The 17536-nt window shown below is 63.5% G+C and carries 12 protein-coding genes; 9 read left to right on the forward strand and 3 right to left on the reverse strand.

The window, feature by feature from the left end; translation table 11 throughout:
• Positions 1 to 15: 15 nt before the first annotated feature.
• Both IDH44_RS01660 and IDH44_RS01665 read left to right on the forward strand, forming a co-directional pair.
• On the forward strand, positions 16 to 2052 hold the full coding sequence (locus IDH44_RS01660) for an ABC transporter ATP-binding protein (protein WP_190914060.1): 2037 nt from the start codon (positions 16 to 18) through the stop codon (positions 2050 to 2052).
• Positions 2049 to 3752 (forward strand): ABC transporter ATP-binding protein, encoded by a 1704-nt coding sequence (locus IDH44_RS01665; RefSeq protein WP_190914062.1) that lies wholly within the window; start codon positions 2049 to 2051, stop codon positions 3750 to 3752. Before IDH44_RS01660 ends, IDH44_RS01665 begins: the two co-directional genes overlap by 4 nt.
• An 882-nt stretch (positions 3753 to 4634) precedes the next feature.
• On the opposite strand, the gene IDH44_RS01670 is transcribed toward IDH44_RS01665, so the two are convergent.
• Positions 4635 to 5615: a Gfo/Idh/MocA family protein gene (locus IDH44_RS01670; protein ID WP_317890087.1), complete on the reverse strand. Its 981-nt coding sequence runs from the start codon at positions 5613 to 5615 to the stop codon at positions 4635 to 4637.
• Positions 5616 to 5815: 200 nt separating this feature from the next.
• On the opposite strand from IDH44_RS01670, the gene IDH44_RS01675 reads away from it, so the two are divergent.
• From IDH44_RS01675 to IDH44_RS01705, 7 genes are all read left to right on the forward strand, one after another.
• Positions 5816 to 6784 carry a hypothetical protein gene (locus IDH44_RS01675; RefSeq protein WP_190914064.1) on the forward strand — a complete coding sequence of 323 codons (969 nt, stop codon included), beginning with the start codon at positions 5816 to 5818 and terminating at the stop codon, positions 6782 to 6784.
• The gene (locus IDH44_RS01680; protein WP_190914066.1) at positions 6696 to 7076 is read left to right on the forward strand and encodes a hypothetical protein; all 381 of its coding nucleotides are present in this window, start codon (positions 6696 to 6698) and stop codon (positions 7074 to 7076) included. Before IDH44_RS01675 ends, IDH44_RS01680 begins: the two co-directional genes overlap by 89 nt.
• A gap of 99 nt (positions 7077 to 7175) precedes the next feature.
• Positions 7176 to 7973 carry an SDR family oxidoreductase gene (locus IDH44_RS01685; RefSeq protein WP_190914068.1) on the forward strand — a complete coding sequence of 266 codons (798 nt, stop codon included), beginning with the start codon at positions 7176 to 7178 and terminating at the stop codon, positions 7971 to 7973.
• Positions 7974 to 8247: 274 nt separating this feature from the next.
• The gene (locus IDH44_RS01690) at positions 8248 to 10695 is read left to right on the forward strand and encodes a helix-turn-helix domain-containing protein (RefSeq protein ID WP_190914069.1); all 2448 of its coding nucleotides are present in this window, start codon (positions 8248 to 8250) and stop codon (positions 10693 to 10695) included.
• A 155-nt stretch (positions 10696 to 10850) separates the two neighbouring features.
• Positions 10851 to 12524, forward strand: coding sequence for an extracellular solute-binding protein (locus IDH44_RS01695; RefSeq protein WP_317890088.1), 1674 nt, complete (start codon positions 10851 to 10853; stop codon positions 12522 to 12524).
• 739 nt (positions 12525 to 13263) lie between these two features.
• Positions 13264 to 14235: an ABC transporter permease gene (locus tag IDH44_RS01700; protein WP_190914070.1), complete on the forward strand. Its 972-nt coding sequence runs from the start codon at positions 13264 to 13266 to the stop codon at positions 14233 to 14235.
• Positions 14236 to 14245: 10 nt separating this feature from the next.
• A complete protein-coding gene (locus IDH44_RS01705) occupies positions 14246 to 15124 on the forward strand; it encodes a carbohydrate ABC transporter permease (protein ID WP_190914072.1) in 879 nt (292 codons plus the stop codon).
• A gap of 266 nt (positions 15125 to 15390) precedes the next feature.
• On the opposite strand, the gene IDH44_RS01710 is transcribed toward IDH44_RS01705, so the two are convergent.
• Positions 15391 to 16455, reverse strand: a complete 1065-nt coding sequence (locus tag IDH44_RS01710; protein ID WP_190914074.1) for an aromatic acid exporter family protein — start codon at positions 16453 to 16455, stop codon at positions 15391 to 15393.
• Positions 16456 to 16581: 126 nt separating this feature from the next.
• Complete coding sequence (locus tag IDH44_RS01715) at positions 16582 to 17439, reverse strand: alpha/beta hydrolase family protein (protein WP_190914076.1); 858 nt, start codon at positions 17437 to 17439, stop codon at positions 16582 to 16584.
• Positions 17440 to 17536: the final 97 nt, after the last annotated feature.

The raw sequence follows: 17536 nt of genomic DNA on the forward strand, positions 1-17536 counted from the left end.
AGGAGCGAATCGCCCTTGCCCCGCTCATCTGAGGCTGCTGCCCCGCCATCGCCAACTGCACCGGACGCGCCTGTCCGTCTTTGGCCCGTCTACCGCTGGTCGCTGTCCTACCTGAGGCCCTACCTCGGCTTGCTGCTGCTCGTCGTCGGCACGTCCGTCCTGCTCTCCGCCGCCGAGCTGGCGGTGCCCAAGAGCATCGAATTTTTTGTCGACATCGTACTGCCCGCTGATGACCGCCGCCTGTTCTGGCTGCTGGGCGCGCTGCTGACGATCGTGCTGCTTGTGGTCGTGGCGGCCAGCATGGCGCAGAATTTGCTGCGCCGCCATCTGCAGGAGAAGCCGACCCGCGATATCCAGCAAGCCATTTTCCGCCATCTGCGCCGCCTTGGCTTCGCCTACTACGAGCGTCATCCCGCCGGTGAGACGCTCTCCTTTCTGAATACGGAAGTCGCTGCGATGCAGAATTTTTACCGCCAGCAGCTGCCGTGGCTGATCGACGGCCTCGTATTCTCCACCATCTCGGTCGGCTTCATGATCGCGACCAGTCCCAGGCTCTCGCTGATCGTCGCGCCTTGCTTCCTGCTGTATTACCTGTTCGGCCCGATGCTGGAGCGCCGGGCTTCGATCAGCGGCAAGCAGATGGCCCGGGATCGCGTGGATGAGAACCGCAAGATCTATGAGAGCGTATCCGCGATTCAGGAGCTGCGCGCTTCCGCAGCCGAAGCATGGGATTTGCGCCGTTATTTGCAGCTTGTCCGCACATTCAACGCCAGCATGATCCGCACGTACTGGTTCGCTTATCTGCGCGGCACGAACCGGCGCCTCACCTACAATCTGGGTGCCGTCGCAATTTTCATTTACGGCTTCGCGCTGCTCCGGGACGAAGCACTGAGCGCCGGGCAGTTCATTGCCTTCCTGCTGATCTACTTCACCGCGATGCATCGTCTGACGGCGGTCGTGACGAATATCACCGAGCAGCGTGTGCTGATGGCTCAGGTGACCCGCTTGCATCAGTTCATGAGTCTGCGCCCTGCGGTATCGGAGCCGGCGCACCCGATCCGGCCGACCCGGATCGCCGGCGCGGTACGCTTCGAGCGGGTCGGCTTCGCCTACGACCGCACGGCCGCTCCGATCCTGCGCGGATTCGATCTGTCGATCGCTGCGGGCGAACGCGTCGCACTCGTCGGGGTGAGCGGCGGCGGCAAATCGACGGCGCTCAAGCTGCTCGGCCGCTTCTACGATCCGGACGAAGGCGAGATTCGGCTCGACGGCATGCCCCTGCCCCGGCTCGGTCTGGGCGAGCTGCGCGGCGCGCTCGGCTATGTCTTCCAGGAAACGTACATATTCGGCTCTTCGGTACGCGACAACATCCGCTTCGGCAGACCGGAGGCTACGGACGAGGAGATCGAGCGTGCTGCCAGGGCCGCTTGTGCGCACGACTTTGTCGAGCAGCTGCCGGACGGATACGATACATTGCTCGGAGAGCGCGGCGTCAAGCTGTCCGGCGGTCAGAAGCAGCGCATCGCGATCGCTCGGATGCTCATCCGCGATCCGGCGATCGTGCTGCTCGACGAAGCCACGTCCGCACTGGACAATGACAGCGAGGCGCAGGTGCAGCAGGCGCTCGGGACACTGCTCCGGGGCCGCACGGTCATCGCCGTCGCCCATCGCCTCTCGACCGTCCGGCAATTCGACCGCATCGCCGTCATCGCGGAGGGGCGCGTCGCAGAGCTCGGCTCGCATGCCGAGCTGGCTGACGCGGGCGGCCTCTACAGCCGGCTGCTGCAGAACGAGGGCGACAAGCGGCAGGCCGCCGGCAGCGATCCGGCCGACGCGGGTCGGGCAGCGTCCTCAGACACGGCGGAGGCCGCATGCGCCGGGCGCGTCGCCAGCATAGCTGGCGCTGCCGGCACTGCCGGTACGACGGTCGCTGCGCGTGCTGCGCAAGCTGCAGGCATTGCCAGTACGGCAGGCGCTGCGCGTGCTGCGGATACCGCCGCAGCCGCGAGTGCCACGACGCCGGGGCGAGCGGCAAGAGGAGGCGCGGAATGAAGACACTCAAGTGGATCTGGCGCTATGCTCGTCAGGCAAAGGGACTGCTTGCGCTGGCCGTTGTTCTGATGGCGGTCGAGTCGCTGTCCGCGCTCGCCGCCGTCGCCTTGCAACAACGGATGATCGACGATGTGCTGCTCAGCGGCGCGCACGCGCGCTTCTGGCCGACGCTCGCGCTGATCGGCGCGGCGTACCTGGTGCATTCGTTGCTGTTCACCTTCGGTCCGCATGTCATTCATCTCACCGTGGCGCGTCTGCGCCTGGCTCTGGGCGAGACGCTCATGCAACGGCTGTTCCGTCTGCCGACCGCCACTATGCAGCAGTCGCGAACGGCAAGCTACGTCTATCATTTCACTCACGATCTGCAGACCTGCGCCCATCTTGGCGCCAGCGACCTGCCCCGGCTGGTCCAGCAAGTCGTCACCGCGCTGGCGGTCATCGGGATTATGGCGGCGGCGAGTCCCATGATGCTGCTGGCGATGCTCGGGTTTACCGCCCTGTACGCGCTGCTCGGCCGACGATTCGCGCCGCTGCGCAAGCAGGCTGCTGCCGCCGTGGCAGAGCGCCGCTCCGCCCTGCTCGTGCAGCTCGAGGAAGGCGTCGCCTCGACACGCGAAGTCGTGGCCTATCATCGCGAGGCGTGGGAGGCGGAGCGCTATGCCGGCAAGTTCGGCAGCTACTTCGGTCAGGTGGTGCGAGAAGGCAAGCTCATCAACAAGCAATTGCTGCTCAGCGATCCGCTGAAGTGGGGCTCGCTGCTGTTCGTCCTTATGTACGGCGGAATGCTCGTAATGGACAATCAGCTTAGTGTCGGGTTGTTCGTCGTGGCGGTGCAATTCACGACGCGCTTGATGGAATCGCTGAGCGGGGTATACCAGTATGCGATGGATCTGTCGGGCAAGCTGGCGGCAGCCGACCGCATTCGCGCGATAGTGGAGGGAGCACGCGACGGAGAAGGCGTTCAGCCGATCGATGGACCGATCCGCGACATCGCCTTTCGCGCGGTCGAATTTCGATACGATGAGCAGCCGGTGCTGCGCGGCCTGGAGCTCGTTGTGACAGCGGGACAGAAGATTGCGCTCGTCGGTCCCAGCGGCGGCGGCAAATCGACCGTGGCCAGTCTGCTGGCCCGGTTTTTCGAGCCGGACGCCGGTACGCTCGCAGTGAGCGGCGTCCCGCTGGAGCGTATCCGGCGCGAAGCGTGGAGCGAGCGGGTGACGATCGTCTTTCAGGAGCCGTATCTGTTCCCCGACTCGATCCGCATGAATCTGCTGCTCGGCCGGCAGCAGCCCCCGGAGCGGGTCGAAGAGGTATGCCGAGCGATGCAGATCCACGACGTCATCGCCGCGCTCCCGGAGGGTTACGACACCGTGATCGGCGAACGGGGCGTGACGCTCTCGGGCGGCCAGCGGCAGCGGCTCGCCCTGGTCCGCGCTGTGCTGCGCGATCCGGAGGTGCTTGTCCTGGACGAGGCGACGTCCGCGCTCGATCTGAAGACCGAGCGTCGGGTCCAGGACAGTCTCGACCGCCTCCGGGCAGGGCGAACGACGATCGTGATCGCGCATCGCCTGTCCACCGTCCGCAATGCCGACCGCATCTACGTCATCGACGGCGGGCAAGCGGTCGCCCACGGCACGCACGACGAGTTGCTCCGTTCGAGCGCGCTGTACCGCGGCTACGTGAGCAGGCAGGGAGCCTGAAACGTCCACGCCGCGTCATCGGACGTCTGTTGCCGCTTGCTGCCGAAGGGGCGCCATGGGACGCCGCCATCATCGCCATGCGGCCTGGTCGATCTTCACGCCGGGAGGCCCGCGCGGAAAGAATCGCCGTGGGGCGCCGCCATTATCGGTATGTCGCCTGACCTTTGCCGCGGCTTCGCCGCTTCCGGCTAACGCAGTCAGACCGGAGCGGGCTGTCGGGTGTGGAGTGCGCAGTCGGGTGCGCCGCGGGGCAACGCCACTCCGCGCGGCAGCTCTAACGGACACCAGCGGCGCTCAGCGCTTAGGAGGTCTGGGAATACATTGAGGATCTGAATATGCGGGCCGAGCGTGGAGAGAAAACCGCGAAGATTATGACAGCTAAAATTGCGTATATCCTGGCGCGCATTGAAGTGCAAGGCACGAGGGCAGGCTCCAAATTCAATCACCAAAGACGCAACCAAAACCGACAAACTGGAACTGGCCAAGGCGCAGCGTTTAAGATGGGACAGCATGATCGAAAATATGAGCCCTGCACGCTGACAACCGTTAGCAGTGAAGACGAGGTGATGCCGCCATTCTAAAATTCATAAATAAGTATGGCCTCTGGGCTTCGCTCACCTGCCTGCTGCTGACCCTGCTGTTCAGCTTTGGCCCGATCCAGCTTGGTTTTGCTCCTCTCCAAACAATGTGGATGTTATCCATTTTATCGTTTCTCATGACAATATTGATTAGTCTGGGGTTGACGCTTGCCCTTTCCTACGTCCTTCTGGTAGTCGAGATCGCGAGCTAGGACTGCTTTTTTTAAGAAAACCGGGCCGCCCGCATTTCAGCGGGCAGCCCGGTTTCGTTGCGTGCGGCCGCCGTTGCGGTCGCTGCGAAGCTTTATTCGTACTCCAGGCCCCACTGGCGGCGGAGCGTGTCGAGCGTCTGCATGACCGCCTGCGTCTCATCGAGCGGCATGATGGCGCTCTCCTTGCGGCCCTCGCGCAGGCAGCGCATCGCTTCCTCGGCCTCGAAGTTGTAGCCATTGGCCTCGCGCGGCTCGTCGAAGACGACCGGCTCTTCGCCATTGGCATGCAGCGTCGCGGACGGTCCGAACAGGAAGTTCGGCAGGTGGATGAAGCCTTCCGTCCCGTAGACGTAAGCATTGTTCGACAGACGCAGCCGCACGGCTCCGCTGAGCAGCGCCGTCTGGCCGCCGTCGTATTCGAACAGCGCCGAGAAGCGCTCGTCCACCCCGGTCTCGCCGAGATGCGCCGTGCTGCTGATCCGGTCCGGCTGACGGCCGAAGATCATCGAGGCGAAGGAGACCGGGTAGATGCCCGCGTCGAGCAAGGCGCCGCCGCCCAGCTTCTTGTCCAGCAAGCGCCCGCCCGGGTTCCAGCCGGCATTGAAGCCGAAGTTGGCATGCACCTGCACCACCTCGCCGATCTTGCCCGCCTCGATCCACTGGCGCGCTTGCACGAGCGGCGGCAGATAACGCGTCCACATCGCCTCCATCAGGAAGGTGTCGTGCTCGCGCGCGACGCGGACCGCCTCCGCCGCTTCCTCGGCGTTCATCGTGAACGGCTTCTCGCACAGCACGGCCTTGCCGGCGCGCAGGCACTGCAGGATGCCCTCCAGATGCATCGGATGCAGCGTGCCGATGTAGACGATGTCGACGTTGTCGTCCTTCAGGAATTCCTCATAGCTGCCGTAGGCGCGCGGAATGCTCAGCTCCGCCGCGAATTTTTCGGCCTTCTCCAGCGTCTGCGAAGCGACCGCCGTCAGTTCGGCGCCTTCGGCATACGCCAGGTCCTTTGCGAATTTGCGGGAGATATTGCCTGCCCCCATGATGCCCCATCGAATGGTCGATTTCGTCACGTGATTCCCCTGCCTCTCGTTAATCGATACGCTGGCCGGTCTCTCCGGTCTTCCCAGCCTTTCCCCACATTACCACGCTCGCGCCGGGCACGCAATGCTCTTGTCCATATTGAATTCCAGTATCTCCCATGGCACAGTCAATGGTATCGGATGGGGCGGGAGCCGCCCGAATAGCCGATGCATCGCAAGGAGGTCCGCATATGCGCAAAGAACCGCTCATCCTGACGCTCGTCCTGCTGCTCGTCGGAGCAGCGTGGCTCAGCAATATCCGCTATTATACGATCAACCGGCTGGAGGCGCCGATCCTCCTCCAGCATCACATCGATCGCACGATTGCCGCCGGCAGCTGGATCGAGTTGTACTATGTTGTCGGGCGCGGCGATCCTCGCCGGCTGCAGGCGCTGCGGGCCCCGGGCGTCGAGCAGCCGCTGTACGTGGAGCATACGATGGGCCGCGGCAGCTACGGCTTGTATGAGGTATATGAAGCAGTCGTCGTGATTCCGGAGGAGGAGTCCCTGCCTCCCGGCATTCAGTCGCCCATCACCGCGGTCGAGGCGCTCTTCGACGACGGCAGCGCGCTGCGCCGATCGCTAGGCCGGGTCGTGCTGCGCGAGAGGGAAGCGCCCGCGCCCCCCTTCCGCAGCATCAGCGGCTCCGCCAGCAGCGAAGGGCGGCGCAGCCGCAGCGTCGAAGCCACAGAGAAGATGACGCTCGAGCAGCCGATCCTGCCGCCCTCGGCTCAACCCTATTACGCGCAAGAGGTGCAGGTGCAGGCCGCCAGCTCCGGCGCATCGATGCCATCGGGCGGAGGGCCGCCTCCAGACCGCCGCGCCGCGCACTGGCCGGTGACGCTCGAGCCCGGCGATGAGCTGCAATTCAGCTACACCTTCGATCCGCCGCCGGACGCGCGCCGGCTGACCTTCTACTCGCTGGAGCTGCACATCCCCGTCGTCTCGGAGCCCGCGAGCGCGCCGCCGAGTCGGCGGCGTGGACCCATCTGCTGGAGGCGCGTCCCTTCATCGATGCGCAGTCGCTGCGCGACTATGTTCGTACCGTCGATCCGGAAGGAGGACTTCGCCCATGAAGCGTCCCACGTCACGCAGCGCCCTGCTCCGCATCTCGTGGGGCCTGCTGCTCGTGCTGCTCGACCTGCGCCTGTCCGGTGTTGACGTCTTGCCCGACGCGATCGGCTACGGGCTGATGGGCGCCGGGCTGTACGCGCTGCGCGCCGCGGCTCGCGGCTACGGCGCCGCCGCCTGGACGGCGCGCATATACAAGTGGGGCTGCACCATCGTCGCGGCCGCCCAACTGATCGGCCAATCGTTCGCGCTGCGCGTGGACGAAACCGAGCTGAGCTTTTTGCTCCCGCTGCTGATCGTGCAGGCACTCTTGACGGCGCTGATCTTTCTGCTGCTGCGCCGGAGCGCGCGGATGCTGCGCCCGTTCGAGATGTCCGCCTAGCAGGCGGACACAGCAGTTGATCGCCTGCGTCAAGTTCCCGGCTGTGGTGTAAAGCAAGCATATACACAATTACACAGCACACAGGGAGTGTGAGGGATAATGAGCAAGCAAGGACGCGTAGCAGACAAGGTCGCCGTCATCACCGGCGGCGGTTCGGGAATCGGCAAGGGTGCGGCCCTGCGGCTGGCGGAGCAAGGCGCGACGATCTGCATGCTCGACCGGACGGTCGACACCGCGCAGAAGGTGAAGGCGCAGATCGAACAGGCCGGCGGCAAGGCCCTCGTCATCGAGACCGACGTCTCCAGGCCGGAGATGGTCGAGCGGGCGATGAAGCAGGTCTACGAGACGTTCGGCAAGATCGACGTGCTCTTCGCCAACGCCGGCATCAACGGCACCTGGGCGCCGCTGGAGGAGCTGACGCCGGAGGATTGGGATCAGACGCTCACGATCAATCTCAAGGGCACCTTCCTCACCGTCAAGTACGCCGCCCCATATATGAAGGAAGGCGGCGGCGGCAGCATCGTCATCACCAGCTCGATCAACGGCAACCGCATCTTCTCCAATACCGGCGCGAGCGCCTACAGCGCCAGCAAGGCCGGCCAGGTCGCCTTCATGAAGATGGTGGCGCTGGAGCTGGCGCCCGATCATATTCGCGTCAACGCCGTCTGTCCGGGCGCGATCGATACGAATATCGACGACAATACGGACCGCTCCGACACGCTGGACGAGGTCAAGATTCCGGTCAAGTTCCCGGAGGGCAGCGAGCCGCTCGAAGGCCAGCCCGGCACGATCGAGCAATGCGGCGATCTGGTGCTCTTCCTGGCCTCGGACGAGTCCTCCCACATTACCGGCACCGACATCTACATCGACGGCGGCAGCTCGCTGCTGCGAGGCTGAGCCGAGTCGGCAGCTCGGCGTATCTGGTCATCTCGTTGTCTGGTCATCTGGTCATCCGGTTCCACATGTCGAACGTCAGCCGCACTAGCGTTGTCCGAGCCGATCGATCGCCCGAAGCGGGCGTGCGATCGGCTTATTTGTTATTCCATTAATCCAAATGGACGCGCCCAATCGGGAATCAGGAGCCCGATCCAGTGGGAGGAATCGCACATTGTATCCATGCCCCGGACGCCTTATAATGGGAACCATCAGATCATGCCGGGAGGTACTTTTTATGTCTGATTGGAAGCGCTTTATATTCAGGGTAAGCCCTGCGTCCTGGAGAACTGCAGCAGCGGGCCGGGTGCGCGAGCTGCCGCTGCCACCGGCATCGCGCACAGGGGGCTCCGATCCGGAGCCGAATCGCACGGCCTCGCCGACCCTGCAGCGACGCCGCAGCGCCTTCCTGACACTGCTGCTGTCGTTCCTCGCCATCTTCCTCGTGCCAGTGCTGATCGGCGGTCTGTTCTACGGCCGCATCGAGGGCGCCCTGATCGATCACGCCTCGCGCTCCAACAAGGCAATGCTGGAACAGGTGCGCGTCGCCGTCGACGGCCGCGTCAGCGAGATCGAGCAGCTCGCCGCGCAGATCGCGCTCAATCCCAAGCTGCAATGGCTGCTCGACAGCACCGACTATTCGGATTCGCAGGACTTGTACCGCTTCATCGAGTTCATGAAGGATCTGGCCCGGTACGGCACGGTCAGCAGCTACATCAACACGTTCTACGTCTACTTCGACAATACCGATACGATCCTGACGCCGAGCATGCGCACCGATCCCCACCTCTACTACCACAAGATCGCCGCCTACGACGACATGAGCTACGCCGTCTACCGCGAGCAGGTGCTGCAGACGTATCATCAGCGCTCCTTCCTGCCCTGGACCGCCTACGAGGGTCGCTCCGGGGTGATCACCTACGTGCAGTCGCTGCCGCTCGGCGAGCGCACCAATCCGCAGGGCACGCTCGTCATCCTGATCGACGAGACCCAGATCCGCGAGCTGCTCGATCAGATCGAATGGGTCAACAGCGGCGCGATCTACATCGTGAACGAACGCGGCGAAGTCATCATGGCGACGGGCACGGACGAGCCGGACGTCCTCTCTCCCGGGCTGCAGGCGGCGCTGGCCGCCGATTCGCCGGACGCGCCCTACGTGACCGCCGCCGGCGAGGAGATGGTCGTCACCTCCGCGATCTCCGCGCAGAACGGCTGGACCTACGTCTCCACGGTACCGCGCGCGATCGTGCTGGAGCGCGTCAACACGATCAAGACGGCGGCGCTGTGGCTCGTCGCGCTCTGCCTGGCGCTCGGCGCCGCCGGCTCTTACTATATGGCGTATCGGCATTACCGTCCGCTGCGCGAGCTCGTCCATACGCTCACGCGGGGCGGCCAGGGGACGCACGAACGCTATGCCAACGAATACGACTTCATCCGGCAGTCCTTCGCCGCCGCCATGGACGAGGAGCGCCGGCTGCGCCGCACGATCTCGCAGCAGACGCCGGTCGTGCAGACCGACTTCCTCTCGCGGCTCGTACGCGGCCACATCGACGCCTCGGCGGTGACCGAGGGCGAGCTGGCCGCGCTGGGGCTGACCTTCCCGCATGGCCGCTTTTGCGTCATCCTCGCAGATATCGACGACGGCCACGCCTTCATGCGCGAGGCCTCGGAGAAGGAATGGGCCTTGCTGCGCTTCGTCATCCGCAATCTCGGCGGCGAGCTGCTCGGCAGCCGCGCGCACGCGATCGAGCTGGAGCTGGGGCGGGTGCTGTTCCTCGTCAATCTGCCGCAGGACGGGGACGAGGGCGAGCTGCAGATGCGCGCCTTCGCGGGCGAGCTCAGCCAGATCCTGCAGCAGCGCTTCCGGACGCTCGTCACCCTGGCGATCAGCCGCGTCCACGCCGGGCTGAGCGCAGTCGCCGCCTGCTACGGCGAGGCGATCATGGCGATGGACTACAAGCTGATCCGCGGCCGCCACACGGTCATCTATTACGACGACCTGCGGGATCGCATCCGCCATTACTATCATTATCCAGCCGCGACCGAAGGCCAGCTGATGAACTATGTGCAGAGCGGCGACGCCGCCGGAGCCGAGACGACGCTGGACCAGATCTACGAGGTCAATTTCCATGCCCGCGGCCTGACGCCCGAGATGGGCAAGTGCCTGTTCTTCAATCTGACCAGCACCCTGCTCAAGGCGGCCAGCGCGGTCAACCTGGACGAACCGCCGCGACCAGCGGACAGTCCCGATCCGATCAAGCTGATCTCGGACAGCGCCACCGCCGAGGAGATGCTGGCGCATACCAAGACGCTGTTCCGCATGCTCTGCGAGCAGGTGCGCAGCCAGCGGCCGAGCCCCGGGGAGCGCTTGTACCGCAGCATGCTCGATTACATCGAGGCCGAGTACCCGAGCAGCAATCTGAGTCTGACTTCGATTGCCGATCATTTCGCGCTCAATGCCTCTTACGTGTCGGCCTTCTTCAAAAAGCACAGCGGCGAGAACCTGTCCGACTCCATCACACGGCGGCGCATCGAAGCGTGCAAGGCGCTGCTCGCCGACCCGTCGCTGACGATCTCCGACATTGCCGGACGGGTCGGCTACGCCAACAGCGTCGGCCTGATTCGCGTGTTCAAAAAAATCGAGGGCATCACGCCCGGCCAGTACCGCAGCAACCATTTCCAATGAACGGATTACCCGCCCAAAGAACGGATAATCCCCGATCCAAAGCGCGGATAACCGATCGCGAGGATGTGGGATAGCCGTCTGCGGGGGCGACGATTATGCTGAAGACAGATCGCAAGATCGCATTCATCACAATCGAAAAAGGGAGGCTACACACGATGATGAAGACGCTTACGAGCCGTTCGATGCTCCTGCTGGCCGCCGCCGCGCTGGTGCTGGCGCTGCTCGCCGGCTGCTCCGGGGGAGATAACGCGAGCGGCACCAACGATGGTGCCGCGTCTGGCGATTCCGATGGCAACACCGGCGCCGCCGGCAACGGGGAAGCAGCGGATGTCGAATATCCCGCGCAAATTACGTATTGGACGACCATCGTCGATCACATCAAAGGCAGCGTCACGAGCCTGAACGAGGTGTCGCTGTATCAGGAGCTGGAGCGCATCACCGGCACGAAGGTCGACTTCAAGCATCCGAGCGGCGAGGGCGAGCAGGTGACCGAGCAGCTCAACCTGATGATCGCCTCGCAGAATCTGCCCGACGTCGTCGAGACGAACTGGCTGACGATCCCGCGCGGACCGGAGAATGCCATCCAGGAGGGCACGATTCTGCGGCTCAACGAGCTAATCGAGCAGCACGCCCCCAACTTCCGCAAGTACCTCGACGAGCATCCCGAGGTGGAGAAGATGATCAAGACCGACGAGGGCAGCATCTACGGCTTCCCGTTCATCCGCGGCGACGAGCAGCTGATGGTGTTCAACGGACCGATCATCCGCAAGGACTGGCTCGAAGCCGTCGGCAAGGAGATGCCGACCACGATCGACGAATGGGAGGATGTCCTGACCGCCTTCCGCGACGACGATCCCAACGGCAACGGGCAGCAAGACGAGATCCCGTTCTTCGTCAAGTACGACGGCAACGTGAAGAGTCCCGGCCTGAATAATTTCATCGGCAGCTTCGGCATCGCCGCCCAGTTCTACCAGGTGGACGGCAAGGTCCAGTATGGCGAGATTCAGCCCGAATTCAAGGAATTCCTGACCGTGCTCAGCCGCTGGTACGAGGAGGGGCTGCTCGATCCGGACTTCGCCGCCACCGACGGCAGCCTCAAGGACGCCAAGGTAACCGGCAACCAGCTCGGGGCGTTCTACGGCTATGCCGGCAGCGGCATCGGCCGCTACACCGGTCTGATGGAGAAGGACTATCCGGAGGCGGAGCTGTATCCGACCCCTTATGCGAGTCTGGAAAAAGGAAAAGTCGCGCCTCTCGGCCAGCGCGACAGCGCCTACTCCGGCGGCTACACGGCCGCCATCACAGGCAAGGCCAAAAATCCCGAGCAGATCGTCAAGTGGCTCGATTTTGCCTACAGCGAGGAAGGCCATATGCTGTTCAACTTCGGCAAGGAAGGCGTCTCCTACGAGATGATCGACGGCTACCCGACCTATACCGAGACGATCATGAACAACCCCGACGGGCTCAACGTCTCGCAGGCGATGAGCATGCACTTCCGCTCCGCCTACGGCGGCCCGTTCATCCAGGATAAGCGCTACATCGAGCAATACATGCAGATGGATGCGCAGAAGGAAGCGGTGAAAATCTGGAGCGAGCCGGAAAACAAAATTCAGATGCCGCCGGTGACGATGACCGCTGAAGAGAATCAGCAATTCGCCTCCATCATGACCGATCTGAACACGTACTCCGACGAAATGGTGACCAAATTCATCATGGGCGTGGAGCCGCTGACCAGCTTCGACCAATACGTCGAGACGCTGAAGGGCATGGGCATCGAGCAGGCGATCCAGATCCAGCAAGCCGCTCTCGACCGCTATAATCAGCGGTAATCGGCGGTGACAAGGCGAAACGGCGCGGCCGTCTATTAACGGCCGAGTCAGTTTCGTTCCGCGAAATCGAGCGCCTGGTCCTGCAAGCGAAGCGCAGGGCACGCTCGATTTCAAGGCGAAACGGCGCGGCCGTCTATTAACGGCCGAGTCAGTTTCGTTCCGCGAAATCGAGCGCCTGGTCCTGCAAGCGAAGCGCAGGGCACGCTCGATTTCAAGGCGAAACGGCGCGGCCGTCTATTAACGGCCGATCAGTTTCGTTCCGCGAAATCAAGCTCCTGGTCCTGCAGGTGAAGCGCAGGGCACGCTCGATTTCAAGGCGAAACGGCGCAGCCGTCTATTAACGGCCGAGTCAGTTTCGTTCCGCGAAATCGAGCGCCTGGTCCTGCAGGTGAAGCGCAGGACTGCTCGATTTCAAGGCGAAACGGCGCGGCCGTCTATTAACGGCCGAGTCAGTTTCGTTCCGCGAAATCGAGCGCTAACGGACATAGGAGGCGCTAAGCGTCGCTGGTGTCCGTTAGATTGACGAGATCGGCTAGATCCGTTAGATCGGCTAGATCGATTAGATCGTGTAGTTCGTCTCGACCTCTTGGTCTCGCTTGAGCTTGCTCGGTCTAGCTCAGGATTTCTCAGCCTATCTCACTCTAGTTCAGTCTAGCTCGGGCTCACCCGGTCTTACTCAGACTCACGCGGGCCCACTCGAACTTGCCCGTCCCATGTTTCGAAGAAGGAGGCATCCATCATGGCTCAGCTCCAACGCCCCGGCGCGCCGAACCCGCAGCAGCAGAAGACGTTCGCGAGCGACCGCTTCGGCCGCCGCGTCATCCGCGACTTCAAAATAAATCGCACCATCTATCTCATGCTGCTGCCGGTGCTCGTCTACTACATCATCTTTCAGTACGGTCCGATGTACGGGCTGCAGATCGCCTTCAAAAATTACATCCCGTCCAAGGGCTTTACCGGCAGCCCGTGGGTCGGCTTCGACCATTTCGTCGCGTTTTTCAACAGCTTCTACTTCTGGCGGCTGCTCGGCAATACGCTGCTGCTCAGCTTCTACAGTCTGCTGTTCTTCTTCCCCGCCGGCATCGTGCTGGCGCTGCTGCTCAACGAGATCGGCAACCCGCGCTTCAAGCGGACGATCCAGACGATCACGTACATGCCGCACTTCATCTCGCTCGTCGTCATCGTCGGCATGATGGTCGATTTCCTGTCGACGAATGGGCTGATCAACAACCTGCTCGGCCAGATCGGCATCGGGCCGGTGCCGTTCATGCGCGATCCGGGCTGGTTCCGCACGCTGTTCATCGGCTCGGATCTATGGCAGAACATCGGCTGGAGCTCGATCATCTTCCTCGCTGCGATCAGCAATATCGATCCGGCGCTGTACGAGGCCTCGCGCATCGACGGCGCGAGCCGCTTCCGCCAGGCGATGCACATCACCTTCCCCGGCATCCTGCCGACGGTGACGATCCTGCTCATCCTGTTCATCGGCCGCTTCATGACCGTCGGCGCGGAGAAGATCCTGCTCATGTACAATCCCGTCACGTACGAGACCGCGGATGTCATTCAGACGTACGTGTACCGCAAGGGCATCCTGCAGGCGGACTTCAGCTACAGCGCCGCGATCGGGCTGTTCAATGCGATGATCAGCTTCACGCTGCTCGTGCTGGCCAACGCCATCGCGCGGCGGCTGGGCGAATCGAGACTATGGTAAGGAGGCGGTAATGATGCACAAAACAATCGGAGAACGCGCCTTTGACGGCTTCAATGCCGCGCTCATGGTCGCACTCGCGCTGGTGACGCTGTACCCGCTCGTCTTCGTGCTGTTCGCCTCGCTCAGCGATCCGAACGCCGTCGTGCAGAATCGGGGGCTGCTCCTGTACCCGAAGGGACTGACGCTGGAGGCGTACAAGCTCGTCTTCGCCAACCCAAACATCGCCACCGCTTACGTCAACACCCTGATCTACGTCGTCTGCGGCACCGCCGTCAACATCGTCATGACCTCGCTCGGCGCCTACGCGCTGTCGCGGCGCAACGTAATGTGGAAAAACACGATCATGTTCCTGATCGTGTTCACGATGTTCTTCGAGGGCGGACTGATCCCGCTCTACCTGCTCGTGGGCAATCTCGGCATGCTCGACTCGCGGCTGGCGCTGATCATCCCGACGGCGGTGAGCGCATTCAACCTGATCATCATGCGCACCGCCTTCCAGGGCGTGCCGGTCAGCCTCGAGGAGTCGGCGCGGCTGGACGGCGCCAGCGACTGGACGATCCTGGCCCGCGTCGTGCTGCCGCTGTCGCTGCCGGTCGTCGCGGTCATGGTGCTGTTCTACGGCGTATACCACTGGAACTCCTGGTTCCCGGCGATGATCTACCTGCAGACGCGCGAGCTGTTCCCACTGCAGCTCATTCTGCGCGAGATCCTGATCGCCAACGACACGGGCAGCATGATCGGTTCCGTCGCCAGCAGCGACTCGATGCCGATCGGCGAGACGATCAAGTACGCCACGATCATTGTCGCCACGCTGCCGATCCTGTTCCTGTATCCGTTCCTGCAGAAGTACTTCGTGAAGGGCGTCATGATCGGCGCGGTCAAGGAGTAGCGAGCTTCTCGCGGACCGCCAAGGGAGAGCAATGTTGGAGCAATGTGTATGCGGAGCCTCAGAGTGCGGCAATGTGCGGTCCCGCCTGACGGCGAAGCAGGCGGTGGCTTCACCGGCGTGTAGGCAGCAAGGCCGTCGCTTTTGCAAAGGTCATGGGCGAGTGCTCGCCGGGCGCCGATTTAAGCGCGCTTTGCGAGCCTGCGGCGCCGCAGGCTCGCCGCGCCGATTCAAGCGCGTATGGCGAGCTTGAATCGGCGCCGTCATGCTCAGATGAGCCCGGGCGCCCCTGGCGAGTCGTCGCCGTGCGAGCCGTCGTCGCCGTGCGGGTCGCGGTCGCCGGACGCATCGTCCGCCCCGGCGGCGCGCAGCGCTGTGCAGCGCAGCCGCTCGGCGAGCGCGTAGAGCAGCTCCAGCTGGCTCAGCTCCAGCCGCTGGCCGCGCGAGGTGTGCGCTGGCCGGGACGTCTCGCCGCCGTCCAGCGTCAGCACGTCGCCGCTGCCTCCGCTGCCGCCGAGCGCGCTGCGCCAGCGCTCGAGCAGCAGCCGCTTGGACGCCTCCGACAGCCGCGCGATCTCGTGCCGCGAGTGCAGCAGCACGTCGATGCATACGGTCATCTCGCGGCATTGACTGACTGCATCGCGCAGCCGCAGCATGTGCCGCAGCTCGGCCAGCGGTCGCCGCCGGATGCGATGATCGTCGACATAGTAGCCGATCAGCACGAGCGCCTGGGCGCACTGGCGCTTGATCGCAGCATGCCGATCCAATAGATGCGCTGTGGCAGCGGCCGACTTGGGCTCCAGCAGCGCATGGACAGTCAGGTCGGCGAGCTCGAGCGTATGCGTCGCAATCGGCGGCGCCGTCTCCAGGATCGGGCGGCGGTAATTCGGCGGAAAGACGAGCAGGTTGATGACCGAGGAGACGACGATTCCGGTCGTCGTCGTCCCGAGCCGAATGGCAAAGTCGTGCAAATAGTGCACGTCCGTATAAGTAATCATATTGACCGCTGTCAGCGTGGCGACGACAATCGAGTCATTCCAGCGCAACAGGTGGCAGACGTAGATCGTGGCCAGCGCGGACAGCGCATAGGTCAGCGGCTGAGGGCCGAGCGCGTAGTCGAACACCATCGCAAAGAAGGCCCCGATCGCGGCGGACGGCAGACGAATCGCGCCCTTGCGAAAGGAAGCCTTGATCGTCGGCTCGATCGTCACCATCGCCGAGATGACCGCGAAGATGGCCGGCAATCCGAGCCAGTCGCAAATTTGCGCCGTCACAAAAATCGCGGCGCCGGTTTTGATAATGCGTTTGCCAAAGCGGTGGCGTGTAAAGCGCATGCTGCAATCCCTCCGCTAGTAATGGTACCGCAAGGACAGCGAATCAGGCAAGCTCCAGCTTAGCTGCAAAGCGAATCAGTTGGCGCCATCCTTTGGCCGCGCAAGACAAAACGGCGAGGCTGTCTTTTACGGACGAATCCGCTGCGTTCCGAGAAACGCCAGCGTCCGCTCCAGCGCCTCTTCGAGCGCAGCGGTCGTCCCCGCGAACGGATGGACCGCGCCGAAGGTGTGGCCGGCCCCCTCAATGCCTGCATAGGTCTGAGCGGGCGCCGCCTCGCGCAAGCGCCGAAAACCGTCCAGCAGCCGCGCGCTGTCCGCATCGCCCTGCAGCAGCAGCACAGGCGTGCGCAGTCCGGCCAGCACGGTCGGCAGGTCATAGCGCTCCGCGTTGGCGTCCAAGTCCTCAAAAAAAGCTGCCGTGATCGGCATTTGCTGCTTCGTGCGCGCATTTTCCACATAGCCGATTCCATCCTGCAGCACCGTCTGCCGGAAGTCGCGACTGAACAAATCGACATCGCCGATTCCATTCCAGGTAACGACCGCGCCGATCCCCGCGTCCTCCGCCGCCCGGATCAGGCTGTTGCCGCCGCCGCGGCTATGGCCGAGCAGGGCGAGGCGACGCGTATCGCACCGCGCCGCACCTGGCAGCTCCTCCGCACGCAGCGCCCCGAGCAGCGCAGCCAGATCGGCTTGCTCGCGCGCGTACGTATTGGCGCCATACTTGTCCAGCTCGTCAAAATCCGTGCCCTCCCCAACGCCATTGCAGCTGAAATTGAAGGTCACCGTCATCATCCCGGCTCGGGCCAGCCGCTCGGCCGCGTACGGAAAGAAGCTCCAGTCCTTGAAGCCCTTGAAGCCGTGCACCAGGACAACCGTCGGCCAGGGGCCGCCGTCGCGGGGGGCCCGAATGTCGCCGCGAAGCGTCAGCTCGGCTCCGTCATTCGTGAGCGGCAAGCGGAACGGGGTCGTGTCAACTTCGTGCATGCTCTCTCACGCTCCTCTTCGAGGTGTTGCTTCTATTATACACGATTTCTGTACACGTCTTCTCCTATACACCACTCCTGCACACCACTCTTCCGCT

It is taken from the genome of Paenibacillus sabuli (genome assembly GCF_014705605.1).
GTDB classification, from domain to species: Bacteria; Bacillota; Bacilli; order Paenibacillales; family Paenibacillaceae; genus Paenibacillus_D; species Paenibacillus_D sabuli.